The organism is Halosolutus sp. YCN4, from assembly GCF_059736495.1.
On the sequence record NZ_JCASSM010000002.1, the window covers coordinates 1 to 25,044 of the forward strand.

22 protein-coding genes, 1 rRNA gene and 1 pseudogene are annotated in these 25,044 nt (G+C 67.3%); 10 read left to right on the plus strand and 14 right to left on the minus strand.

Translation table 11 applies throughout. The features are described from left to right. Positions 1-82 (minus strand): 16S ribosomal RNA (locus AC6I6X_RS06200); the annotation flags it as partial. A 988-nt stretch (positions 83-1,070) separates the two neighbouring features. Between AC6I6X_RS06200 and AC6I6X_RS06205 the strand changes: the two genes are divergently transcribed. Both AC6I6X_RS06205 and AC6I6X_RS06210 read left to right on the plus strand, forming a co-directional pair. Further along, positions 1,071-1,448, plus strand: a complete 378-nt coding sequence (locus AC6I6X_RS06205) for a helix-turn-helix domain-containing protein (RefSeq protein ID WP_497929653.1) — start codon at positions 1,071-1,073, stop codon at positions 1,446-1,448. Beyond that, a complete protein-coding gene (locus AC6I6X_RS06210) occupies positions 1,445-1,741 on the plus strand; it encodes a DUF7521 family protein (RefSeq protein ID WP_497929654.1) in 297 nt (98 codons plus the stop codon). Before AC6I6X_RS06205 ends, AC6I6X_RS06210 begins: the two co-directional genes overlap by 4 nt. Before the next feature lie 164 nt (positions 1,742-1,905). Here the strand turns inward: AC6I6X_RS06210 and lpdA are convergent, their stop codons facing one another. The 5 genes from lpdA to lipA form a co-directional block, all read right to left on the minus strand. Then, a complete protein-coding gene (lpdA, locus tag AC6I6X_RS06215; protein WP_497929655.1) occupies positions 1,906-3,369 on the minus strand; it encodes a dihydrolipoyl dehydrogenase in 1,464 nt (487 codons plus the stop codon). A 63-nt stretch (positions 3,370-3,432) separates the two neighbouring features. Next, positions 3,433-5,031 carry a dihydrolipoamide acetyltransferase family protein gene (locus tag AC6I6X_RS06220; protein WP_497929656.1) on the minus strand — a complete coding sequence of 533 codons (1,599 nt, stop codon included), beginning with the start codon at positions 5,029-5,031 and terminating at the stop codon, positions 3,433-3,435. Between the two features lies 1 nt (position 5,032). Then, positions 5,033-6,019, minus strand: coding sequence for an alpha-ketoacid dehydrogenase subunit beta (locus AC6I6X_RS06225; protein ID WP_497929657.1), 987 nt, complete (start codon positions 6,017-6,019; stop codon positions 5,033-5,035). A 1-nt stretch (position 6,020) separates the two neighbouring features. Next, positions 6,021-7,151, minus strand: coding sequence for a pyruvate dehydrogenase (acetyl-transferring) E1 component subunit alpha (gene pdhA, locus AC6I6X_RS06230; RefSeq protein ID WP_497929658.1), 1,131 nt, complete (start codon positions 7,149-7,151; stop codon positions 6,021-6,023). Positions 7,152-7,528: 377 nt separating this feature from the next. Then, positions 7,529-8,506, minus strand: a complete 978-nt coding sequence (gene lipA, locus AC6I6X_RS06235; RefSeq protein ID WP_497929659.1) for a lipoyl synthase — start codon at positions 8,504-8,506, stop codon at positions 7,529-7,531. Between the two features lie 163 nt (positions 8,507-8,669). On the opposite strand from lipA, the gene AC6I6X_RS06240 reads away from it, so the two are divergent. The 5 genes from AC6I6X_RS06240 to AC6I6X_RS06260 all read left to right on the plus strand — a co-directional run bounded on the left by AC6I6X_RS06240 (position 8,670) and on the right by AC6I6X_RS06260 (position 14,291). Further along, on the plus strand, positions 8,670-10,076 hold the full coding sequence (locus AC6I6X_RS06240) for an MATE family efflux transporter (protein ID WP_497929660.1): 1,407 nt from the start codon (positions 8,670-8,672) through the stop codon (positions 10,074-10,076). 143 nt (positions 10,077-10,219) lie between these two features. After that, a complete protein-coding gene (locus AC6I6X_RS06245; RefSeq protein WP_497929661.1) occupies positions 10,220-10,738 on the plus strand; it encodes a PH domain-containing protein in 519 nt (172 codons plus the stop codon). A 223-nt stretch (positions 10,739-10,961) separates the two neighbouring features. Beyond that, a complete protein-coding gene (locus AC6I6X_RS06250) occupies positions 10,962-11,561 on the plus strand; it encodes a DUF7978 family protein (protein WP_497929662.1) in 600 nt (199 codons plus the stop codon). Between the two features lie 77 nt (positions 11,562-11,638). Next, positions 11,639-14,002: a DEAD/DEAH box helicase gene (locus tag AC6I6X_RS06255; RefSeq protein ID WP_497929663.1), complete on the plus strand. Its 2,364-nt coding sequence runs from the start codon at positions 11,639-11,641 to the stop codon at positions 14,000-14,002. Between the two features lie 73 nt (positions 14,003-14,075). Continuing rightward, positions 14,076-14,291, plus strand: coding sequence for a YgaP family membrane protein (locus AC6I6X_RS06260; protein ID WP_497929664.1), 216 nt, complete (start codon positions 14,076-14,078; stop codon positions 14,289-14,291). 74 nt (positions 14,292-14,365) lie between these two features. Here AC6I6X_RS06260 and AC6I6X_RS06265 read toward each other — a convergent pair whose 3' ends face one another. The 7 genes from AC6I6X_RS06265 to AC6I6X_RS06295 form a co-directional block, all read right to left on the minus strand. Next, a complete protein-coding gene (locus AC6I6X_RS06265) occupies positions 14,366-15,016 on the minus strand; it encodes an HAD family hydrolase (RefSeq protein WP_497929665.1) in 651 nt (216 codons plus the stop codon). Between the two features lie 221 nt (positions 15,017-15,237). Then, positions 15,238-15,882, minus strand: coding sequence for a DJ-1/PfpI family protein (locus AC6I6X_RS06270; protein WP_497929666.1), 645 nt, complete (start codon positions 15,880-15,882; stop codon positions 15,238-15,240). Positions 15,883-16,020: 138 nt separating this feature from the next. Continuing rightward, positions 16,021-17,268, minus strand: a complete 1,248-nt coding sequence (locus AC6I6X_RS06275) for an adenosylhomocysteinase (protein WP_497929667.1) — start codon at positions 17,266-17,268, stop codon at positions 16,021-16,023. Positions 17,269-17,352: 84 nt separating this feature from the next. Then, positions 17,353-18,138: an energy-coupling factor transporter transmembrane component T family protein gene (locus tag AC6I6X_RS06280; protein WP_497929669.1), complete on the minus strand. Its 786-nt coding sequence runs from the start codon at positions 18,136-18,138 to the stop codon at positions 17,353-17,355. Continuing rightward, complete coding sequence (locus AC6I6X_RS06285; protein ID WP_497929670.1) at positions 18,135-20,144, minus strand: ABC transporter ATP-binding protein; 2,010 nt, start codon at positions 20,142-20,144, stop codon at positions 18,135-18,137. The genes AC6I6X_RS06280 and AC6I6X_RS06285 overlap by 4 nt, the downstream gene beginning before the upstream one ends. 40 nt (positions 20,145-20,184) lie before the next feature. Beyond that, positions 20,185-21,027, minus strand: a complete 843-nt coding sequence (locus AC6I6X_RS06290; RefSeq protein ID WP_497929671.1) for a QueT transporter family protein — start codon at positions 21,025-21,027, stop codon at positions 20,185-20,187. A gap of 126 nt (positions 21,028-21,153) precedes the next feature. Next, positions 21,154-21,930, minus strand: a complete 777-nt coding sequence (locus AC6I6X_RS06295) for an inositol monophosphatase family protein (RefSeq protein WP_497929672.1) — start codon at positions 21,928-21,930, stop codon at positions 21,154-21,156. Positions 21,931-22,022: 92 nt separating this feature from the next. Here AC6I6X_RS06295 and AC6I6X_RS06300 point away from each other — a divergent pair, with 92 nt between their 5' ends. Next, entirely contained in the window at positions 22,023-22,331 is a 309-nt protein-coding gene (locus AC6I6X_RS06300; RefSeq protein WP_497929673.1) for a MazG-like family protein, read from the plus strand. Positions 22,332-22,370: 39 nt separating this feature from the next. Here the strand turns inward: AC6I6X_RS06300 and AC6I6X_RS06305 are convergent. Continuing rightward, positions 22,371-22,825 (minus strand): annotated as a pseudogene (locus tag AC6I6X_RS06305) (hypothetical protein); the annotation flags it as partial. A gap of 182 nt (positions 22,826-23,007) precedes the next feature. On the opposite strand from AC6I6X_RS06305, the gene AC6I6X_RS06310 reads away from it, so the two are divergent. Further along, positions 23,008-23,778 (plus strand): DUF91 domain-containing protein, encoded by a 771-nt coding sequence (locus AC6I6X_RS06310; protein WP_497929674.1) that lies wholly within the window; start codon positions 23,008-23,010, stop codon positions 23,776-23,778. Between the two features lie 173 nt (positions 23,779-23,951). Then, positions 23,952-24,995 carry a tRNA-intron lyase gene (gene endA / locus AC6I6X_RS06315; RefSeq protein ID WP_497929675.1) on the plus strand — a complete coding sequence of 348 codons (1,044 nt, stop codon included), beginning with the start codon at positions 23,952-23,954 and terminating at the stop codon, positions 24,993-24,995. Positions 24,996-25,044: the final 49 nt, after the last annotated feature.

The window sequence follows — 25,044 nt, forward strand, 5'->3', positions numbered from 1 at the left end:
CTGCTACGAGTCTGAACTCGTGCAACTAGCATGGCTAAATCGGACTCCACTAGCAATGACCTCCGGCAGGATCAACCGGAATGCTATGTACTCCCCCCTGTGGGGGAGGGTCTGTTGGCGGTGAATGTTCGCACACACTCACACAGTTGGGTCCACACGTTCGATGACACTGATCGGAATCGCCGACCGATCGGGCGTCACCGAACTGTCGAAGCTAACATCAGATCCCATCTGTACGGCGGACCGCAGGGGTAGGATCCTCATTTCCTTCGGATCTAAACGTAGGCCGTCTGGGGTACATAACCCCTTCGAACCTCGTTCGATCCGGGCGACGGGACGCGTCGAGCGCCCCGCCGTTCACATCACATCCGAATCCCCTCGTACACTTAAGGGCAACGGATCGCTCCCGCGCCGGAAACCGCATCCGGCGAGGACGTTTTGCGATCCGATCCGAATGCCCGAACGCGTATAAGGCAACGGATCGTCGCGACCGGCTGAGCCGGCCACGAGCACGATCCGAGTCGAACGCCCGTACACGGGTACGATCGTCGGATCGAACCGACGATCGGGACGAGGGTGGATGCAGTGCCTGCCTCCGCGCTGGAATACAGCCGGAGGGAACGTGGCGGCGTGCGCCACGTCGTTCGCATTAGTTTCGAACGCCCGGTTCACATATAAGGCCGTCGAACGAGAGCCGCATCGGAATCCGGTACCATGAGACGATTTTGCACTGGACAGTCACCCGGGTGATACTTATAAAGAAACCAGTAGCTCGACTCATCAGTACGATGGGAGTCGTCGCAGGGACAGGAGTATCACGCGGGCGGAGGTCGGCCGGTCATTCCGCCCTCGCAGACACGGTCGGGCCGAATGAGACCCGCGCGGTTCGCACTCTGGCGTGCACGCGCAAGAAGGCTTCGTGTCCACCGAGGCCAGCGGAGCGCGGACGCAACCGACAACGTGTCACGAGCGTCGATCGACCCGAACTGGTTCGGGGACGGGTCGAGACACCGGCAATCGGGACTTCGCATCGATGCCGATAAACCGTGTGCGTCACAAGGGGCAGGTGAATGGTCCGGGACCCGATCGGTGCGGAGTCGATGCCGTCAGCGGAAGAGATCTGCGCTGCGCTCGACGATCCCGATTGCCGTGAGATTATCCGGAATCTCGAGGACCCAATGACGGCTTCAGAGCTCACTTCCCGGTGTGATATCCCACAGTCGACGCTGTATCGAAAGCTCGAGCTACTGACCGACGCGACGTTACTCGAGGAGTCGACCGAGATCAGGCGCGATGGCCACCACGCGAGCAAGTACTCGGTCGCGTTCGACGAGATCACGCTGGTGCTCGACGACGACCGATCGCTGGCGGTAGAGATCGAACGACCCGCCCGGACGGCCGACGAGCGCCTCGCCGAGCTGTGGTCGGAGGTGCGCAAGGAGACATGAGCCCACTCCCGGGCGGGACGGCCGAAGCGGCGCTCGTACTGGCAGTCGTCAAGACGCTCGTACTCGTGGTCGGCAGCGTCATCACCTTCTTCGCGTTCAAGGCCTACCGACGGACCCGTCAGCGAGCGCTCGGGTTTCTCGCGGCCGGGTTCGGGATCGTAACGCTCGGGCTGGTCCTGGCGGGAATGCTCTACGAAGTGCTCGGCGTTCCCCTCGCGATGGGCGTCCTGCTGGAGAGCCTGCTCGTCCTGATCGGCTTCCTGGTAATCGCCTATTCGCTGTACGTCCAGTAGCCCTCGTACTCAAACTCGTCCGTGACCGCGGCGCATTCGTCGATGTCTATCGCCTCTTCGGAGACGGAACGAGATCCGCCCGGAACGTGCGTACCGTACTGCCAGAACAGCGAGACGGGCCGTCGACCGGCCGTCCCGGGTCGGCGATCGATCGGGAACGCAGATCAGCGGTTCAGCGTGTGGATCGCGTGTCCGAGCGCGTTCTCGGCGGCCTCCATCACCGACTCCGACAGCGTCGGGTGGGTGTGGACGGTCGCCGCGACGTCCTCGACGGTCGCGCCGAGTTCGATCGCCAATCCGAGTTCGGCGATCAGTTCCGACGCTTCGGGCCCGACGATCTGGGCCCCGAGGACGTACCCCTCGGACTCGTCGGCGACGATCTTGACGAAGCCGTCGGTGTCGCCGGTCGTCAGCGCACGACCGCTGGCCCGGAAGGGGAATTGCCCGACGATCGTCTCGAAGCCGGCCTCGGCGGCCTCGGCCTCGGTCATCCCGACGGTTCCGATCTCGGGATCGGTGAAGATCGCGGCGGGCATCGCCTGGTAGTCGATCGCCGCGGGTTCGCCGGCGATCACTTCCGCGGCGACCTGGCCCTCCATGCTCCCCTTGTGGGCGAGCATCGGTTCACCTGCGACGTCGCCGACCGCGAAGACGTGGTCGACGTTCGTCCGCGCGCGCGAATCGGTGTCGATGAAGCCCCGATCGTCAGTTTCGACGCCGACTGCCTCGAGATCGAGCGCGTCCGAAACCGGTTCGCGGCCGACGGCGACCAGCACCTTCTCGGCGTCGAGTTCGAGCGGCTCCGCCTCGACGGCTTCCGCCTGGCCACCATCCGTCGCGGCCTGCTCGGCGGGCTCCGCCTCGATCCGGATGCCGTCGCCGTGGTCGTACCACTTCGAGGCGGTGTAGCCGAAGTGGAACTCGATCCCGAGATCGGAAGCTCGCTGCTTGACGGGCCGTTTGAGATCGTCGTCGTATCCCGGGAGGATGCCGTCGAGCATCTCGATGACGGTCACGTCGGTCCCGAGTTTGGCGAACACGCTCGCCAGTTCCATCCCGATGTAGCCGGCCCCGACGACGACCAGCGAGTCGGGCACCGAGTCGAGCGCGAGCGCCTGTTTCGAGTCGAGCACGGGCTCGTCACTGTAGTCGAAGCCCGGAATCTCGATCGGGCGCGAACCGGTCGCGACGATCGCGTGTTCGAACTCGATGCTCTCCGAGCCCTGTCCCTCACCGCTGTGGGAGATGCGGGCGGTGTTCTCGCCGTCGAACGTGGCCGTTCCCTCGAGCAGGTTGACGCCGTTTGCCTTGCAGAGCTTCTCGACCCCGCCCGTCAGCTGGTCGACGACGCCGTCTTTCCAGTCGACCATCTTCGCGAGGTCGACGGCGGGATCGGCGTGGATCCCCATCTCTTCCGCGTTACCGGCCTCGTGGGCGACGTCGGTCGCGGTGATCAGCGCCTTCGAGGGGATGCAGCCGTGGTTCAGGCAGGCCCCGCCGTAGGCGTCTTTTTCGACGAGCGTTGCGTCCAGATCGAGCTGTCCGGCGCGGATCGCGGCCACGTAGCCGGCGGGTCCGGCCCCGATGACAAGCACGTCCGTCCCGGTGGTGACGTCTCCGACGACCATCAGTTCGCCCCCGTTCTCGTAGTCTTCGTCGTATTCATATTCGTAGTCGTAAGTGGTGTTCGATCACTCGAGCAATAGCAGTTCGGGGTTCTCGAGGTACTCCATCACGGTGTTCGTAAACTGTGCGCCGACCGCGCCGTCGATCAGCCGGTGATCGAACGACAGCGACAGGGTCATCACCGATCGCGGCTCGATCGTCTCCTCGCCGTCCCGCTCGACGACGCGGGGCTTGCGCTTGATCTCGCCGATCGCGAGGATCCCCGACTCGGGGTAGTTCAGGATCGGCGTGGCGTACTCGCCGCCGATGCCGCCGACGTTCGTAATCGTGAACGTCGACCCCCGGAGTTCGTCGGGGCTGATCGATCGCTCGCGGGCCTTCTGGACGAGTTCGTTCATCTCCGAGGACAGTTGCAGGAGCCCCTTCCGATCGGCGTCCTCGAGGACCGGGACCATCAGCCCGACGTCGGTCGCGGTGGCGACCCCGACGTTGTAGTAGTCGCGGTAGACGATCTCCTCGCTCTCGTCGTCGATGACCGCGTTCATCTCGGGGAACTCCTTCAGCGCCGCGACGACGGCCTTCATGATGAACGGCATGTAGGTCAGCCGGATGCCCTGGTCCTCGGCGCGGGACTTGAGTCGATCGCGAGCCTCGACGAGCGCCGTCACGTCCACCTCGTCGTGGTGGGTGACGTGGGGCGCGGTGTACTTCGACTCGACCATCGCGTCCGCGATCGTCTTGCGGACGCCGCGGAACGGTTCGCGGCGTTCGCGCTCGCCGGGTGCGAACGCCGCCCCTTTCTCGCCGACCGGTTCGCCGGCCTCGATCGCCTCCCGGTCGGCCTCCTGGGCCTGTCGCTGGGCCTCGGCGTACTCTTTCACTGCTTCCGGCGTGACGAACGCCTCGCCGTCGCGCTCCTCGTCGGTCGGAACGGCGTCGATGTCGACGCCCTCCTCCTCGGCGAGGCGTCGAGTCGCGGGCGCGGCCAGGGTTTTGTCCCGATCGGCCGATTCGATTCGTGCCGGCCGAGTCTGGGTCCCCTGACCGGTACCCGCGCCACCGGTCGCTGCGCCGCCGGACTCGGTCGCGGACGTGTCCGCGGTCGATTCGGATTCCGCCGTCGCGCCGTCGTCCGGCGCGGCGGTCTCCGTCCCGGCCGCGACTGTACCGCCGCTCGCTGCGGCCTCGACGTCCGCCGCGGTGATCCGCCCGCCGGGACCGCTCCCCTCGATCGTCGAGAGGTCGATCCCCTGCTCGCGGGCCAGCCGGCGCACGCGCGGGGGTGCGAAGACGCGATCGTCGGGCGTTTCGACCTCGGCGGTCTCCGCGCCGGGGTCGCCGGCGACGTCGCCCTCGTCGGTGGCCTCGACCTCCTCGTCGACGGCGGGTTCGGCCGCGGCCTCGTCCGCACCGCTTCCACCCTCGCCCTCGACGTCGAACGTGACGAACACCTCGCCGACGGGGATCACGTCGCCCTCTTCGTAGTGCAACTCGTTGACGGACCCGTTGACCGGCGCGGGCACCTCTACGAGGGCCTTGTCGGTCTCGACCTCGGCGATCGGCTGATCTTCGCTGACCTCGTCGCCCGGCGCGACGAGCCACGAGACCAGTTCGCCCTCGGCGACGCCCTCACCGACGTCGGGGAGTTTGAACTCGCGGACCATGTTAGAACTCCACGGCGTTCCGGATGCCGTCCTCGACCCGCGCGGCCTCCGGCAGGTAGTAGTCTTCGAGCGCGTACAGCGGGAACGGCGTGTCGAAGCCGGTGATACGCTCGATCGGTGCCTCCTGGTGGAGCAGGGCGTTCTCCTGGATCGTCGCGGTGATCTCTCCAGCCAGTCCGCCCGTTTTCGGGGCCTCGTGGACGACAGCGGCGCGGCCCGTCTTTTTGAACGAGTCGACGATGGTGTCCTCGTCCAGCGGCGAGAGCGTCCGCAGGTCGACGACCTCGACGTCGATCTCGCCCGCGAGGTTCTCCGCGGCCTCGATGGTCGGCCGGGTCATCGCGCCCCACGTGAACACCGAGATGTCCGACCCCTCGCGGCGGACGGCGGCCTCGCCGATCGGCACCTCGTAGGGGTCGTTCGGCACCTCCTCGCGGAAGGCCCGGTAGATGAGTTTGGGCTCGAGGAAGACCACCGGGTCCGGCGATCGGATCGCGCTCGTAAGTAACCCCTTCGTGTCGTACGGCGTGGAGGGGATGACGACCTTGAGCCCGGGCTGGTGGACGAACATCGCCTCCGAGGACTCGGAGTGGTGTTCGGGCGCGCGGATGCCCCCGCCGTAGGGTGCCCGGACGACGAGCGGACAGGTGTATCGACCGCGCGAGCGCGTCCGCAGGCGCGCGGCGTGAGAGACGATCTGGTCGAACGCCGGGTAAATAAAGCCCAGGAACTGGATCTCGGGGACGGGGCGCATCCCGTAGGCGGCCATCCCGATCGCGGTCCCGACGATACCCGACTCGGCCAATGGCGTGTCGATCACGCGATCCTCGCCGAACTCGTCGTACAGTCCCTCGGTGGCGCGGAAGACGCCGCCGTTCTTCCCGACGTCCTCGCCCATGACGACGACGTCGTCGTCGCGTTCCATCTCGCTGTGCAATCCGTCGCGTACCGCCTGTACCAGGGTGAGATTTTCCGATTCTGCAGCCATGTTAGCCCTCCAGTAGCGCGTCGTCTCCGTGGCGTTCGCGTACCGATTCGAACCACTCGAGCTGTTCCTGTAATCGTTTGGGCATGCCGTCGTAGACGTGCGCGAAGATCTCCTCTGGATCGGGTCGTTCGACGGACTCCGCCTCGTCGATCGCGTCGGCGACCTCGTCCCGGATCCGCTCCTCGATCGCGTCGACGCGCTCGTCGTCAAGGAGGCCGTGATTCCGCAGGAACGTCTCCATCCGCGGGATCGGGTCCTTCTGCTTCCAGCGTTCGACCTCCTCGTCGTCGCGGTAGACCGAGGGGTCGTCCGCCGTCGTGTGCGCGCCAAAGCGGTACTGGACGGCCTCGATCAGCGTCGGCCGGGTCGCACTCCCGGGCGACTCGTCCCGGACCGCGTCCGGGTTCTTCGCCTTCTCGACGGCGTCGCGCGTGACCTTGTACACCGCGAGCGGGTCCATCCCGTCGACCTGAACGCCCTCGAAGCCGTAGGCGGTGGCCTTCTGGGCGATCGTCTCGCTGGCCGTCTGGCGTTCCCGCGGGACGGAGATGGCCCACTGATTGTTGTTACAGAAGAACACGTTCGGGGTGTCGAAGACGCCGGCAAAGTTCAGCCCCTCGTGGAAGTCGCCCTCGGACGTCGCGCCGTCGCCGAAGTAGCAGATGAACGCCTTCTCCTCGTCCCGGAGTTTCGAGGCCCAGGCCGCGCCCGTCGCGTGGGGGATCTGGGTCGCGATCGGGACGGCGACGGTGAAGATGTTGGCGTCGTCGGGGATCTGGTTGCCTCGCTCGTGGCCCATCCAGTACAGCAGGGTCCGCTTGAGCGACATGCCGCGAACGAGGGAGACGCCGTGTTCGCGGTAACTGGGGAAGAGCCAGTCCTCCTGATCCAGGGCGTGGGCGCTGCCGATCTGGGACCCTTCCTGGCCGGACAGCGGCGGATACGTTCCCATCCGCCCCTGGCGCTGGAGGCTGACCGCCCGCTCGTCGAAGTGGCGTGCCAGGCGCATCTGTTCGTACATCTCGACCAGTGTGTCGTCCGCCAGGTCGGGGACGTCGGCACCCTCGAGAACCCGGCCGGTGTCGTCGAGGATCTGTACTCGTTCTCGGGGGTCGCGCTGTATCGTACTCACGGGTATACCCACCTGCACATACCCAAACGAATTATCGCTCGCGTTAAAGGATTTTCGTAAATAGTTTACTATCAAAGAGATTCTTGCGCCGCATACTGGGAGGTGTCCGGTGATACGATCTCGAATAGCTCGTTCGTCAGAAAATACGACTTCCCGGCGCGGGTTCTCGGAATGTTCGTGAACTAATTATCGGAATAGTGGACGCACGGTCGGTCACGTGAGGCGTACAGGCCACCGATACCGCCGGCAACGCCGGCCAACGTGTCGAGAAGGCGGCGAACTTGGTACGAGACCGTCGATAGTCAGCCGTTACCCGCGCGGTTCAGAAGCGACGCCGGAAGCCACTCCGGGACACCGGGAACCGACGACGGGAGACGCTACTCGGGAACGCCGGTCGCCGTGGATCCGGCGGAGTCGTCGCCACGCGCGTCCGCTCTGGCCTCCTCGACGCTCTTCCCTTCGCGGAGCACGGCGTCGACGAACAACTCCCCGGCCTTGTACGACGATCGAACCATCGGCCCGCTCGCACAGTACAGGAAGCCTAACTCCTCCTCGGCGACCCGTCGCCACGTCTCGTACTTGTCCGGGTGATCGTAGCGCTGTACCTCCAGGTGGGACCGCGACGGCCGGAGATACTGGCCGAGCGTGACGACGTCGACCCCCCGCTCGCGACAGTCGGCCAGCGTCTGGTAGACCTCGTGGTCGTACTCGCCGTGACCGAGCATGATCGAGGTCTTGGTGTAGATGTCCGATTCCCGATCGACCTGTTCGAGCACCGACAGCGACTGTTCATAGCCCGCGCGCCGATCGCGGACGGGGAACTGCAGGCGCTCGACGGTCTCGACGTTGTGCGCGATCACGTCCGGGTCGGCGTCGATGATCTTCCGGACGAGTCGTTCCTCGCCCTGGAAGTCCGGGATGAGGACTTCCACGAGGATGCCGGGGTGGCGATCCTTGATCTCCCGGATCGTCTCGGCGAAGTGGCCCGCACCCTGGTCGGGCAGGTCGTCCCGATCGACGCTCGTCAGGACCACGTAGTCGAGGCCGATCTCGGCGATGGCCTCGGCGACGTTCGCGGGTTCGTCGGGGTCCAGCGGTTCCATCCCGCCGGTTTCGACGTCACAGAAGTTACAGGCGCGCGAACAGCGATCGCCCATCAGCATGAACGTGGCCGTCCCGCCCTCGCCGTTGCCGGTCCCCGCGCCACCGGACCAGCACTCGCCGAGGTTCGGACAGTTCGCCTCCTCGCAGACGGTGTGGAGGTTCCGCTCCCGGAGCGTCTCGCGGATGCCGGTGAATTCCCGTCCCGACGGTGGCCGCATTTTCAGCCAGTCGGGCTTGCGGGCGGTGTTCATACCCGAAAATGGCCGCCGAAGGTGAAAAACCATTGCGATCGGCGGGTCGATGCGAACGGTCACGCAGAAGTCGTCTGAACAGTTCAATCGTCGGAACTATTCGCGTGAACAGTTCGAACGGCAGGAAGATTTATTTAATGCGTTTATGTTGGCGTAGTAGTAGATGCTCGATCTCGATCGCGACGAGATCACGGACGGGCCCATTCCGAAGACCCTCGTGATCCTGGCCGTACCGTTGCTCGTACAGAACCTCGTTCAGGTTCTCCAGCAGGTGATCGACACGCTCTGGCTCGGTCGCCACAGTCTGGAAGCGGTCGCCGCGGTCGGGGTGACGTTTCCGGTCGTGGGCCTGGTGACCGCGGTGGCGGTCGGTGCCGGCGTCGGCACCCAGGTCCTCGTCTCCCAGCGCGTCGGCGCCGAGGAACTCGCACTCGGCCGCCGGGCCGCGGTCAACGGCACCGTCGTCGGCCTCGTCGGCGGCGCGATCGTCGGGCTGGCGGTCTGGGCGCTCGCCGGACGAATCGTGGGCATCTTCGGCGCGCCCGACCTCGTCACCGAGTACGCCACCATCTACCTCGCGACGATCGCGCTCGCGGTCCCCATCCTGAGCGCGAGCGAGGCGATCGAGTCGAGTTTCATCGGCTGGGGCGACACGCGGGCCGCCCTGTACATCAACGTCCTGGCGATCGCGGTGAACCTCGTGCTCGACCCGTTCCTGATCTTCGGCTGGTGGCTGTTTCCCGAACTCGGCGTCGCGGGGGCCGCGGCGGCGACTGGCATCGGCTACGGCGTCGGGATCGGGCTCGGGATCGGCATGGCACTGCGCGGGCGCAGCGGGTTCGCCCTCTCGCGGGCGGACGTCGACCTCCACCTCGACGACTGCCGCGAAATCGTCGACGTCGGCTGGCCGACCGCCGGTCAGTACGTCTCGAGCCAGTCCGCACGCGTCGGGATGGTCTGGCTCGTCGCCCTCGTCGGCGGCGCGGTGGGGTTGGCGGCGTACACGATCGGTGCCCGGGTCGCGACCGTCTCGTTCGTCCCCGCGATCGGGCTCCAGCAGGCCGCCCAGAGCATGATCGGGCAGAACCTCGGGGCGGAACACCCCCTCCGGGCGCGGCGAACGACGTGGACCGGCGTCGCCATCGCGAGCGTCGGACTCACGGTCGTCGGTGCGATCCAGTGGGCGATCCCCGGCGCGCTGTCGGCTGCCTTCGTCCCCGACGCGACGCCGACGGAACTCGCGGTCGCGGCGGAGTACCTGCGAATCCTCGCGTACGGCTACTGGGCGATCGGCGCGACCTACCTCCTGCAGGCGGGGTTCAACGGCGCGCGGCGGACGCGAACGAGCCTGGTCGCCACGCTGTTGCAGTACTGGATCGTCCGGATCCCGGTCGCTGCGGGCGCGGCGTTCCTCCTGAACATGGGCGTGACCGGCGTCTTCTGGGCCGTCACCCTCTCGAACGTCGCGGCGGCGATCGGGCTCGGGGCCTACTACTGGTCCGAGACGTCGACCGGGATGAACGAACGCGCCGCGAAGACCGCCGCCGAGGGAGCCGGAGCCGCGGATTGATCGGTCTGCTGTACCGACGTATCGGTGCAACCGCGATCGTCCCGCGTTGTACCGGAACTGACGCACAGTAGTCCGTCCGACCGATCGTCGGCAACTGACGCGCTGCAATAGTTTTACGGCGACGAACGGAATAGCAGGGGCCCATGTCCCCGACGACCTCGGACTGGCTCCACCTCTCGGACGACGAGGAGATCGTCTGGGAGCGTCGCCCGCACCCGATCGCGATGGGGACCGGCCTCCCGATCGGAGCCGGACTCGTAACGATCGGCGTTCTCCTGCTCGGCTGGGGCGCGATCGCGGGGATCGACCTCCTGACGCTGGTCGGGATCCTCGTCGCGTTCGCCGGCACCGCGCTGGTCCTCGCTCGCTACGTCGTCTGGACGAACACGCGCTACGTCATCACGTCCGACGAACTGTACAAGAAACGCGGCGTCGTCTCGCGCGAGGTCACCCAGTTTCGCCTCGACCGGGTCCAGAACACGAGCCTGCAACAGCCGCCGCTCGGCCGCCTGCTGGGCTACGGCGACCTGACGGTCTACACCGCCGGCTCCGGCGAACCGGAACTGACGTTCGAGCGGCTCCCGAATCCCGATCGGGCCGCGAGCCACCTCAACGAGCAACTCGGCCGACCCGCTGCGGACAGGGACCGGACGACTGTCTGATCCGGTCTGCTGTACCGACGAACCGGTGCAACCGCAAGACGATCGCGATTGCACCGGAACCGACGGACAGGAGTCCGTATGACGGCGATTCCGGAGTCCGACACCGATCCCCGCTGTCTGACCCCGATCCGGCGTCCAGATCCGGCCCCGGTACGTGATCCCGTCCCGATCCCGGACCGAATGACAAGGCCCATTACGGGGAGTGTGGTCCGTCTCCGACACGATGGCACAACAGTCACTGTCGACGACGGGTCGCGCGCGATCGAACACCGCGAGCGTCGCGGCCAGTGCCGGGACCGGCGTCCTCGCCGCCGCGATCGGCTACCTCCTCACGTACGTCCTGATCGCCAGCGAGGTCGGCGAGGAGTTCGGCGACGGCATCGCCGAGTGGAAAGCCGTCGCCTGGTACTTCTACAACGCGCACATGGTCGACGTCGAGGCCAGCGGCGCGATCGGGGGCCTCGGCGGGACGGACACCGTCGACTTCATCGCCCAGTCGAGCAGCACGAGCGCCACGTTGCTGTACCTCGTGCCGCCGCTCGTACTCGTCGTCGTCGGAGCGATCCTCGCCTCCCAGTGGGACGTTCGCGACCTCGGCGCGGCCGTCGTCGCCGGCGCGCCGGTCGCGATCGGCTACGCCGTGGTCGCGGGTCTCGGCGCGGTCGTGGCCGAGTCGAGCGCCGAGCGAACCTTCTTCGGCATCGAGGCGAGCGGGTCGATCGCGCCCGACCTCGTGCCCGCGATCGTGCTGGCCGGCATTCTCTACCCGCTCGTGTTCGCGACCGCGGGGGCGGTCCTGGTGGCGCTCGTGCGATCGCGGTGATCGAGTTACGAGGACCGCCCGACCGACCCACGACTCGAAGGAAACGCCTTTGACCGGTCGCTTCCCGTGTCCGTACGATGGAGGTCGCCGAGGTTCTCCCCGAGTTCGCCGACGCCTTCGCCTTCGAGGAGTTCAACCGGATGCAACGCGAGGCCCTGCCGGCCTTGCTCGAATCGGACGAGAACGTGGTCGCGAGCGCGCCGACCGCCTCGGGCAAGACCGCGCTCGCGGAACTGGCGATCTGCAAGGCGCTCGCCGACGGCGGCACCGCGCTCTTTATCGCGCCGTTGCGAGCCCTGACCAACGAGAAAGAAGACGACTGGGACCGCTTCGAAGAATTGGACTTCTCGGTCTACGTCGTCACCGGCGAGCGGGACCTGAACCCGCGGCGCGCGCGTCACGCGGACATCCTCGTGATGACGCCCGAGAAACTCGACTCGGCGACGCGCAAGCACGACTCGCGCCGGTACGACTTCGTCACCGACGTCGACGTCTGCGTCATCGACGAGGTCCACCTGCTCGACGCTGATCGGCGCGGATCGGTGCTCGAGGTGACGATTTCCCGCCTGCGACGGCTCTGTGATCCCCGGATCGTGGCGCTGTCCGCGACGATGCCGAACGTGGACGACGTGGCGGCGTGGCTGGAGGCCCCCGCGGAGACGACCTTCGAGTTCGGCGAGGAGTACCGTCCCGTCGACCTCAACGCGGGCGTCAAGACCTACACGCACGGCGAGAACACCTTCGCCGACAAGTACCGGCGGCTCTACCGGGCGCTCGACCTCGCAGAGCCACACCTCCGGGAGGACGGCCAGACGCTCGTGTTCGTCTCCTCACGACAGGACACGGTGCAGGCCGCCAAGAAGGCCAGGGACGAGATCGCCGAGCGCGACCTCGAGATCGGCCCGCGCGGCGACTACGACTTCCACGCCGAGTCGAAGGAGGCGCTCGAGAACGACACGCTCCGGAAGTCCGTCCTCGACGGCGTCGCGTTCCACCACGCGGGCCTCTCGAAGAACGATCGCGACCTCGTCGAGGAGTGGTTCAAAGAGGGCCGGATCGAACTCCTGTTCTCGACCTCGACGCTCGCGTGGGGCGTCAACCTCCCGGCGCGCTGCGTCGTGATCCGGGACACGAAACTCCACGACCCGCTCGAGGGCGAAGTCGACATGAGCCCCCTGGACGTGCTCCAGATGCTCGGACGCGCGGGCCGGCCGGGCTACGACGACGTCGGCTACGGCTGGGTCGTCTGCGACACCGCGGAGGCCGACAAGTACCGCCGCCTGCTCCGGGACGGCAAAGAGATCGAGTCGCGCCTCGCCGAAAGCCTCGAGACCCACCTGAACGCCGAAATCGCGATGGGGACCATCGCCGACCTGGAGGACGTGATGGACTGGCTCGAGACGACCTTCTACTACGTGCGAGGCCAGTCCAGGCCGGAGGAGTACGACTTCCCCAATCTCCGCGCGCGCGTCCGAGACTGTCTCGAGGACCTCGTCGATCGCGGCTTCGTCGAGATGGACGACTCGGACCTCTCGATCGAGGCCACGGCGCGGGGGATGCTGGCCTCGAAGTACTACCTGCGTCTCGAGACGGCGGCGGAGTTCGCGGCGCTGTGCGACCGAGTGTCGGAGAAGGGAGACGACCTCGAGACGGGCGATATCCTCGAGACGGTCGCGACCGCCCAGGAGTTCGACTCCGTCTCCGCCCGCCAGTCCGAACGGGACGCGATCGACGCGGTGCTGGTCGGTCAGGACACCGGCGACCTCGACGCGGGCGATCGGAAGGTGCTCGCGATCCTCCGGAGCGGTGCTAACGGCTCGATCCCCCCGGAACTGCGAAGCGACGCGTGGGTGATCCGCCGGAACGCGACGCGACTCGTCTCGGCGCTCGGCGCGTTCCTCGATCGGTTCGCGGGCCCGCACGCGGCGAACCTCGCCCGACGGGTCGAGGCCCGCATCGAGAACGGCGTCGCCGAAGACGCGGTCGGACTGGTCGCGATCGACGGGGTCGCCGCCGGCCGGGCGAGCAAACTCTCGAAAGAGGGACTGTCGACTCCCGGCGACGTCGTGGCGGCGGGCGTCGAGGGCCTCGTCGACGCCGGCCTCTCGGACGGGGTCGCCGAGAGCGTCTACGAGAGCGCCCAGTCGCTCCCCGCGATCGAACTCGAGTGGGGCCAGTTCCCCGACGCGATCGGGACCGGCGAGAACGAGGTTCGCGAGGTCACCGTCAGGAACGTCGGCGAAGCCGCCCGCGCCGGGATCCGGGTGACCGTCAACGGCGTCGAGATGACGAGCACGAACACCTACCTCCGCGACACCGAGACCGTCCCCGTCGGCGTCTTCGGGGCCGACGCCGACGTACTCGAGTTCACCGTGAGCGTCGCCTTCCCCGAGGAACCGCTCGTCCCGATCGCGGAGACGCGGACGGTCCGGGTCGAGTGAGTATCCACCGCGCGATCGATCCGGCCACGAACCGTTTTGACGACGGACCGTCTAGGTTCGCCCGGGTGCTACGATGGACCGAAACGTCGGCGGTATCGACCGTTTAGGGCGGATCGTCGTCGGTGCACTGGCTACGATCGCCGGACTCGCCGCGCTCGCGGGCTACTGGACCGTCGGACTCGTCGGCGGCGTGCTGGCGCTCGCGATCGGGGTGATCCTCCTCGCGACCGGGACGACCCGGAAGTGCCCGATCAACGAGGCCGCCGGGATCGACACGACCGAGAAGTGACATCCTCCCCGCCCTGAAGGGCGGGTTTCCTCACTACCGCGAGATGAAGCGGCCGACCGCGTTCGATCGATAACTCAGTCGGCCAGTCGAAGCACTTCCTCGCGGAGTTCCGCCGCGTCGTCGACGACGACGTCGGCCGGCGAGAGATCGATGTCGCCGTGGGCGTCGATCCGGTAGGCGACGACGATCGTCCCCGCTCGCGCGGCCGCCTCGATCCCGTTTTCGGAGTCTTCGACGACGACGCACTCCTCGGTCGGGACGCCGACCTCGCTCGCGGCGTACTCGAAGACGTCGGGCGCGGGTTTGCTCGCGGCCTCGATCTCGTCGGCGCTGATGACCTCGTCGAACGCGCCCGCGAGGTCGAACCGATCGAGCACCAGTCCGATCCAGTCGTGGGGCGAGGAGGAGACCAGCGCCGTGGGAACGTCCCGATCGTCCAGTTCCGCGAGCAGGTCGTGGAGGCCATCGAGGGAGTCGACGCGCTCGGTGTAGAGCGTCTCCGCGAAGGCTTCGAACCGATCGATCCACTCTTCGCGCGTGATCGCCGTCTCGTACTCCGAATCGAGGTAGTCGTAGATCTCGCGGAAGTTCATCCCGCTCACCTCCGCGAGGTCGACGTCCGCGTCCGGAACCGCGACCGGGAGCAGTTCCTCGCGCTCGAACTCGACCCAGTAGTCTTCGCTGTCGACGAGCACACCGTCCATATCGAACAACACGGCAGTCATGTGGGAACGGCTATTCGCCGCGATCGGATAGCCGTTTGGCCCTATTCGAAGCAGGACGTCTCGGAGGGTGTGAACGAGACGCGTACTCCGATACCGCCGCGAAAGCCCCTTTCACACCCGCCAACGTAGTTTGCCGATCGGCCGATACGGAACGGACGTCCGAGGTGTCTACGGGTACCGGACGGTGATCTCCGCTCCGCGCGGTCGATTACCGACCCGACTTATCCGAAGACCCCACCACGGCGCTCGTGTTCCATCTCCGTCTCGACCGCCGAGGCGATATCGTCGCCGAACTCCCGTTCGAGCAGCCACAGCGCCAGATCGATCCCCGCGGTAACGCCGCCGGAGGTCAGAACGTCGCCGTCGTCCGCGTGCCCGCTGGCACGCGCTGGACTGGCGGCGGTAGCCGCCCCGTCAACCACGCGTTCCTCGACCACGTTCGCCGCGTACTCCTCGAGGTCCTCGATCGCGACCTGGTGCGTGGTCGCCGGCCGGCCCTCCAGCAGCCCCGCCTCCGCGAGGATCATCGCGCCGGTGCAGACCGAGGCGATCGTCGCCCCGTTCGCGTAGCGCTCTTCGACCGCGTCCGGAAGAATCCCGTCCTCGACGACGGCCCGGACGCCCTCGTTCGCGGTCGTCCATCCGCCGCCCGGCACGATCAGCAGGTCCGGGTCCCCGAGCGTGCCATCGGGTTCCACCCGTAGCTCGTGGCTCGCCGTCACCAGATCGGTCTCATCGAGCGTGACCAGTCGGACGTCGATCGACGCACCGGCGCGCGCGCCGTTCTCGAGCACCTCGTAGGGACCGATCGCGTCGAGTTCGTCGAAGCCGTCGAACAGGACGATTTCCGCGGTGATGTCGACCATGTTCGCCTATCGGTCGATCGAGGAATACGTGTTTCGTGGCGTGTGCAACGGCCGCGCGGATCGAGCCGATCGATACGAGCGCGCTGGTCGGCCGATCGAAACCCGCCGGCCGAGAGCGCTCACACGCACGCCGGGCGATCAGAACGCGCTGTCCGGGTGTTCCCAGTCCTCGTAGTACTCGCGCTGGCGATCGGTGAGGTCGTCGACGTCGACGTCCAGCGTCTCGAGTTTCCGGTTGGCGACCGCGCGATCGAGGCGATCCGGCATCGCGTACAGTCCCGGTGTGAGTTTCTCGCCGCGGCCTTCTGCGAGCATGTCGCGTGCGGCCACGAACATCATCGCGAACGTCGTGTCCATCACCTCGGCCGGGTGGCCGCTGCTGTGCGGCCCGGTGAGATTGACGAGGCGACCTTCGGCGAGCAGGTTGATCCGGCGCCCGTCGGCCATGTGGTAGCGAGTGACGCCGTCGCGGGGTTTGGTGACGCGATCGGCGGCGTCCTCGAGGGCCGCGACGGCGATCTCGACATCGAAGTGGCCGGCGTTCGCGAGGATGACGCCGTCGTTGAGTTCATCGAAGTGCTCCTCGCGGACGACGTCGCGGTTCCCCGTCGAGGTGATGACGTAGTCGGCCTCCGAGGCGGCGTCGGCCATGCTGGCGATCCGGTGGCCGTCCATGTGCGCCTCGAGGGCCTTCCGTGGATCGACCTCGGTGACGATCGTCTGTGCGCCCATCCCGCGGGCCTTGCGCGCGATGCCGCGGCCGCAGTAGCCGTAGCCGCCGACGACGACGGTCTTGCCCGAGAGCATCGTGTTGGTCGTGATCATCACGTTCGACAGCGACGATTCGCCGGTACCGTGGACGTTGTCGAAGTAGTGTTTCATCGGCGTGTCGTTGACGCCGTAGACCGGGAACTCGAGCACGTCCTCGTCCTCCATGGCCTCGAGTCGGGTGATTCCGGCCGTCGTCTGCTCGCCGCCCCCGATCACCTGCCGGGCGACGTCGGGGTGGTCAGCGTGGACCTTCGCGATAAGTTCACAGCCGTCGTCGAGGATGAAGTCGGGTTCCGCCTTCAGCAGTCGGTGCTGGCCGTCGGCCCACTCCTCCTCGGTCATGCCGGCTTCGACGAACGTCTCGATACCGTCCTGATCGCGAAGGGCGTCAACTACCTCGCCCTTGGTACTGTAGGGTTCGCTCCCGGTGACGAGGACCTCGGCGCCCGCGTCCCGCAGGGTTTCGATCAGTACGCCCGTCTTTTGCTCGAGGTGAGAGGCCAGCGCGACGCTGTACCCGGAGAGGGGTTCTCGCTCGCCGTACTCGTCGGCGAGCGATCGCAGGATGGGCGTGTAGTCGCGCGTCCAGGCGAGCGGATCGGTCTGGTCTGACATACCGTGGTCAACGTCATTGCACGATCATAAATCCCGCTGACGGACAGTACGATCACCCGACTGCTCGGCGACGAACGAGCGCGTTCAGACGGTTCCGTACCCCTGCAACCGGAGCCAGACCGACGCGACCGCGACCGCGAGACCGAGGACGAGGACCAGCCAGTCGGCCCCACCGAACGGCTGGGTATTGTAGAACGAGCGCTCGCCGCGGGTATCGAAGCCACGCGCCTCGAGCGCCATCGACTGCGTCTGGACGTTCCGGATCGCGGTCATGAACACCGGGATCAGGAGCGGCACGTAACTTCGGAGCAGGGTGATCGGGTTGCGTCCGCCGACCTCGTGGCCGCGCGCGGCCTGGGCCTGTCGCACCGTGTTGGCCGATCCGAGAAACGTCGGGAACAGTCGCAGGGCGGTGCCGACTGCGAAACAGAACGCGTACGGGATGCCGATCGATCGCATCCCGGCGACGATTTCCTCGTTGGAGGTGGTCGTCACGAACAGCAGGCCGCCCACGATGAACGCCGCGATCCGCTGGGATCGGCCGAGCGCGAACAGCACCTCCCGTTCGGTGATCGATCCGAGCGGCGTCGAGAGCAACACGTCCCCGCCGGGATCGGTGAACGCCGGCCAGACGGCGAACCCGACGAGGAACAGCGCGATCACGATGAACGAGAGGCGTTTAAAGTTCGGCCAGCCGCCGACCGCGACGAGCGCGAGAAACGAGGCTGCGAGCGGGACGAACACCCACAGCGGGTCGCCGAAGACGTAGGCCGCGACGAACACGCCCAGAAGCAGCCCCATCTTCGAGCGCGCGTTCAGGCGATGGAGGAACGTCTCGCGATCGACGTACAGCGAGGGTGACGAACTCACGCACCCTCACCCCCGGTGGCGTCGTCAGGGTCGTGTGCCCCGCCGTGGGTGTCATCGTCGGAGCCACCCTCGCCGACGTCGTCGCTGCCGCCGTCGGCGCGACTGTCTGCGTCCCCGCTCGCCACGGAGTCGGCGGCGCGAGCCGTTTCGGACGCCTGCGCGCCGCCGAGCCCCGCGACGACTTCGTCGACCGAGAGCGCGGGCAACGCGTCGTCCTGACCGGTCTCGGCTGCCAACCGGTTCGAGAGCGCGACCGGCTGCGGCGGTTCGAGTTCCCACCGGTCGAGGAGCGACTCGTCGGCGAACAGTTCCCGCGTCGATCGATCGAAGACCTTCTCGCCGTCGGCCATCACGACCGTCCGCGGTGCGTAGCGGGCGACCGTGTGCATGCTGTGGGTGACCATCACGACGGTCACCCCCGACTCCCGGTTGAGACGTGCGACGAGGTCCATAAACCGATCGCGCTGGGTCGCGTCAAGGCCGGTCGTCGGTTCGTCGAAGACGATCGCGTCGGGGTCGGTCGCGAGGATCGACGCCAGCGCGACCCGCTGGCGCTGCCCTTTCGAGAGGGCGAACGGGTCCGCGTCCTCCAGCCCGTCGAGTTCGACGGTCTCGATCGCGTCGGCGACCGCCCGCTCGAGTTCCTCGTCCACCATCCCGAAGTTTTCGGGGCCGAACGCGACCTCCTCGCGGACGGTGTCGGCGAAGATCTGATGGTCGGGATTCTGGAAGACGTAGCCGACCGAGCGGCCGACCTCGCTCATCGAGCGGTCCGAAACCTCCTCCCCGCGCCAGCGCGCGCTTCCCGCATCGGGTTCGAGCAATCCGTTCAGGTGCTTCGCGAGGGTCGTCTTCCCGCTACCGTTGTGGCCGACAATCGCGACGACCTCTCGCTCGTCGATCGTGAGGTCGACGCCGTCGACCGCCCGCACCGTCTCCCGATCGGTCTCGTACTCGTGGACGATTCCCTCGAGTTCGAACAGCGGTCCGCCGGTGTCGCGTCCGGTGTCGGCCGGTGCGCCGGGGAGCGCCGCGTCGCGACGCGCGGGCGGCGTCCACGCGAGGTCGCGATCGAGGATGGCGTCGACAGCCTCCTCGGGGTACAGCGGCAGGTTCTCGCGGGCCCAGCCGAGTCGATCGAACACCTCGACGACCGGCGGCACGGCAACGCGTGCGTTCCGGAGGGCCTCGACGTCGGTGAACACCTCGCGGGCCGGCCCCTCGTGATACACGCGGCCGGCGCGAAGCAGGACGGCCCGATCGGCCAGTAGCGCCTCCTCGATCTCGTGGGTGACCAGCACGATCGTCTCCGGGCCGGTCCATCCCTCGGGAGCGCTCGAGTCGTCGGCGTCCGCGAGCGAGCGGATCACCGACAGCGTGTCGTGACTCCCCGCCGGATCGAGGTCGCTGGTCGGTTCGTCGAGCAACAGCAGGTCGGGGTGGTTCGCGACGACGCCGGCGAAGACGAGGCGTTGTTTCTGTCCGCCCGAGAGGGCGTCCGGCGGGCGTCTGCGCGCGAGGTCGTCGAGTCCCGCAACCTCGAGCGCGTGATCGACCCGGGGATCGATGTCGGCCGGCGGGACCGCGAGGTTTTCGGGGCCGAAGACGACCTCGCTCTGGACGCTCGTCCCGAACAGTTGCGCCTCGTAATCCTGCAAGACCATCCCGACGGCGGCGGCCATCTCCGGCACTCGAGCGGCGGTCGCGTCTCGACCGAGGACCTCCACGTCGCCCGCGAACGAGCCGGTGATGAAGTTCGGGATGATCGAATTGAACGTCCGCAACAGCGTCGACTTGCCGCCACCGCTGGCACCCATTACCACGGTGAATTTCCCGGCGGGAACGTCGAGGTCGAGGCCGCGAAGGACGGCCCCGCCGCGCTCGTCCGGGTCGTAGTCCTCGACGTCGGCGAACGAGTCCGCCGGCGGCAGATCCAGCCCGCGCTCGTAGGCGAAGACGACGTCCCGCAGGACCGCCGCGTCCTCGTCGGTCGAGTCAGTGTCCATGATAACGAATACAGGTAGATTATAGGTTAAAACAGCGTGGTTAGTCGATCAGTTCGGAGAGTCGCTCGCCGGAGATCGAAGTCAGTCCGAGGACGATCAGGAACGCGATCGCTCCGAGAACGATCTGGACGGTCGCACCGCCTTGGCCGAACGTCGCCCCCTGACCCGCGGCGAATGCGACGTCCTGTACGCCCATCGAGATGGCGATCCCGACGACGACCCAGGCGATCGCGACCGCCAGCAGTCCGAGCGCGGCCGTCTGGGCCTGCCCCGAGCCGGTGTCCGGCAGATCCTCGTCGTGGAGCAGATCGGTGTAGAGAAGCCCCATCCGCTTGATCCGCGGGTACGTCAGGTACAGCAGCGGCGGCCCGAGCACGACCGTCGCGAGCGTGTTGTTCAGGAAGATCAGCGTCCCGAGCACCGAGAAGGGGAACAGTCCCAGCACCTCGAGTCCCCAGGCGATGATCGCCGCACAGGCCGCCGACGCCGCGATGGCGACCGCGACGAACTCGACGAACTGGCGACTGGCGTTCTCGCGGAAGTCCGGTTCGACGCCGCTCGAGAGGGGACCGAGGTTCCCCCAGAGCTTGTAGCCGAGCATGCCGAAAAAGAAGTTTCCGATAAAACCGAACAGGCTTCCCGGACCGAAGGTACCGGCGAAAATGTCGTTGATCAGGTTCCCGATCGCCGACCCCCAGGCCGCCGCCGGGCCGAACATGAGCCCAAAGATCACGGGTATGACGTTTCCGGGTCGAACCGCCGTGATCCCCGGAACGAGCACCAGCCCGGCGAAGGGGATCAGCAGTGCGGCGTATACCGCCGCTACGACCGCGACTAGCATGATCATCCGCGTGTCCCGCCACATCGTGACAAGCTCTCGCATTGCATTACAAACCACAGAACTACCACTTAAGCGTACCTATTGTTTGTATTATAGGTTGGTCGGGTTGGGGGGAGATATCGAGCCCGATCGACGCGAGTGCCCGACGGCCACGAGCACGATCGGGTGTCACGAGACGCGTTCGGAGACGAGATCGACGAGTTCCGCGCGCCGATCGGCGGTCACGGCACCGACGAACCAGTCCTCACCACTCGCCGTCCGGAGCCCGCTCTCGGCCGCGAAGAGTTCCCCCAGGAGCTGTTCCTCCCGATCGGGTCGGTAACAGACGACCCCGTCCAGTCGTCCCCGGGCGAGTAGTCCCCAGTGAACCGTCGGACTCCAGCTCTCGAAGCGACGCTTGCAGCGGTCCTCGATCGCGCGGTTGATCGCGTCGGAGACCGCCCGCCGATCGGGCTGGCGTTTCACATCGTGGCCGATGACCGAGACGACCGTGGCGGTCGCGGAATCGACGTCGGGTTCGGCATCGTGGTCGGCACTGACCGGGTGGCCGTTGTACCTGACGCCCTCGCCGCGCCGCCCCACGTACATATCGTCGAGCATTGGGACGTAGGCGACGCCCAGAACCGGGTCGTCGTCGGCGAGCACTGTCACCGCCGAGCCGAACGACGGGAGCCCGGATTCGAAGTTGTTCGTCCCGTCGTGCGGGTCGACGAGCCACTCGTACGCGCCGTTCCCGTCGTGAACGCCGGACTCCTCGGCGTCGATCCGGTGGTCGGGAAACGCCGATCGGACGACCGCGAGCATACGCTCTTCCGCGCCCGTATCGGCGCTCGATTTCACGTCGTGTGCGGACCGATCGGCGGTCGTCCGTCCGGTCCGGTAGCCCTCCCGCAGGTACCGTCCGCCGACGGAACAGGCCTCGATCGCGGAGAGTGACGGCTCCACGAGTTCGGTGCTTGACCGGTACGCCACCATGAATGTTTCTTTCGACAGGTAGAAATCGTGTCATTCTTCGGGCGACCGATCCTCGAACGGGTATGGAAGAGCACCAGCGACAGGTTGCGGACTTCGTCGAGGCGCACGGACTCGAAACGCCACCCGCGTACCGCCTCCTCGATCTCGTCTCGGAGGTCGGCGAACTCGCGAAGGACGCCAACGAGTCGACCGACTACGGGGCCACTCCGGAAACCGTCGCGATCGAACCCGACGAGATCGGCGACGCGCTGTTCGCCCTGCTGGCGCTCGCCGACTCGCTCGATATCGACGCCGAGGACGCGCTCGAGACGGCCATGGCGAAGTACGACGCCAGGATGGACGACCGCGGGTCGCCGGGATCGGGAGCCTGACGGCGAGCGGGCCGATGCGAGTCAGGGCGCAGGGTCGCCGTCGACGTCGAGCGCGTCCCGGACCGCCCGGGCGAGTCGCTTCTCGGCGTGGGTGTAGACGGGAAGACTCCGCTTTACCGGCGCGGGGACGTCCGAGAGGTCCGCCTCCGGGGCGTCGTGGAGCAGGCCCCAGCGCTGGCGGCCCGACTCCCCCCGCGCGCCTCGACCTCGCGACTCACGTGCACCGAGTGGCGTGCGACGCTGTAGAAGCGCGTTCCCTGGCCGGTGAACCGACTGACGTTCGACAGTGCGTGGGCGACGTCGTCCAGGTCGATCGCCGCCGGATCGGGATCGAGCGGGGTAATCGTCTCGCCCGAAATCGTGTCGATCGCGCCGTGACCGCCGTTCGCGGCCGCGAGGAGGTCCTGTAACTCCCCCGCGACGGCCTCGAACCGGGCCCGGAACTCGTGGTCGCCCCCGTCGGCCGCGCGGAGGTCCTCGCGCAACGCTCCCAGTTCCGCCTAAAGTTCGCCGATCCGACGGGAGAGGGACTCGGCGTCGTCCGGTTCGACCATACCGATCGTCAGCGAAGACAGTCAATAAATGTGTTTCGTCACCGGGACCCCAACGTCACCGGGTCGCGGCCGGCCACACCTCCGCCCGCGGGTTTAAGTACCATACCGCGGCCAAACGTCCCATGATCGACGACGCGATTCGCGTGCTCGCCGGCGACTGCACCGTGATCACGGACGGACCCGATCGCCAGGAGTACCGCGGCCGGGTGACCACGATTGTCAAACCCGACAACACCGTGCTGGTCCACGACGTCGACGGCTACCAGCCCGTCGCGTGGCTCACCCGCGCCGACGCGGTCTCCAGCGATCGGGCCGACGGCTTCACCCTCGTCGCGACGAAGGACACCCAGACGCTCCGGATCGCCGCCCACGAACAGGACGGGTTCGCCCACTACCCGAGTTCGGCGGCCGGCACCCCCATCGGCACCTGTCCGTCGTGTGACGGGGCGCTCGTCCGCTCGTCCGGCGTCCACTGCGTCGGCTGTGGCGACCGCTACGGCGTCCCGTCGGATGCGACGATCCGGGACGAGCGCTGTGGCTGCGACTGCGGCCTCCCGAAGATGCGCGTCGAGCGCGGCCTCGCGTTCACCGTCTGTCTCGACCGCGACTGCGAGTCGCTCGACGACGCCGTCCGCGAGGCGTTCGATCGGGAGTGGACCTGTCCCGAAACGGACTGTGACGGCGACCTGCGGATCCTCCGTCGCGGGGGCCTGATCGCCGGCTGCGAGCACTACCCCGACTGTGACACCGGCTTCGCGATCCCCGCCGGTATCGTCGACGGCGAGTGCGCCTGCGGCCTCCCGACGTTCGAAACGCCGAACGGGGCACGCTGTCTCGACGCCACCTGCGAACTGGTGATCGAGGGATCGATCGGGGCCGCGGATGACGATTGAGCCAGGACTGAGCGCCTTCCGGACTGGAACCGATCGTCCACCTGACTGAAACCGCCCGTCCGGTCCACCGCGGGCTTTCGATGTGGTCGGTCACGATCCGGACGATCCATCGAGCGAAGGAACGCGTGGAATCGATCCGCAGTCACTTAGTGCCCGACGGCAAAGCCACTGGTATGTCACTCGAGGGGCGGTTCGACGAGGACGACGGCGTCGTCCGCGTAGGCGGCAACGCACGCCAGCGGTTCTACGATTCTCGGGGCTACGGCTACCCGCTGGAGGGCAACGAGATCGCCCTCGCACCCGTCGAGGCGGCCCACCTGCTCTTTCGCGGGGACCTCGCGGCGGTGGTCGCCGGCGGCGACCGGCTGGATTTCCAGTCGTTCGTCGCCCGCGAACCCGGGACGGACTTCGGGGTTCGGTTCCTGGTCTACGCGGATCTCCGATCGCGGGGCTTCTATCTCTCGCCGGCGGCGGAACCGTGGGTCGCGACTCCCCCGGACGCCGACTTCGCGGTCTTCCCGCGCGGGAAGGGACCGACCGACGGCGAGATCGAGTACCCGTTGCGAGTGCTCGGCGAACGGACCGACGTGCCCGCGAGCGCGCTCTCGGAGGGCGTCCTCGCCGTCGTCGACGAAGAGAGCGAGATCACCTACTTCGAGGTGGGCCGGCGCGACCCCTCGGGCGACTCCGCGACCGCGCTCCCCGAAGGCTGTGAGGCCGCCCTGCTCGCCGATCGAGTCGTCGTCTGGGAGCCGCCGCTGTCCCTGTACGAGGAGACGTTCTACGGTCAGCCCCTGGAGGGCCGGGAGTACGATCGGCCGACGCTCCAGTGTTCCCTGCTCGAGGCGACGTATCTCGCCGAACGCGGCGCGATCGACCTCGACCCGGCGACGGTGCGCGACCGGGGGCGCGACGTCGAGGGCGAGCGGTTCGATCGCCGCCTGCGCGTCTACACCGAACTGCGCGAGCGCGGGGTCGTCCCCAAGACGGGGTACAAGTTCGGCGCGGACTTCCGGACCTACGCGACCGTCGAGTCGGTCGACAACCTCGGGCACTCGGAACTGCTCGTTCGCGTCCACCCCGCCGACGTAGTGTTCGAACCGCGCGATCTGGCGCTCGACGTCCGCCTCGCCCACGGCGTCCGGAAGACGATGGTCTTCGCGCTCGTGGCCGACGACGGGATCGAGTGGTGGTCGATCGAGCGGGTGACGCCCTGAGGGAACCGTTCCAGGGTCCGTCGGCGAGGTCGATTACGGTAGGCGACGA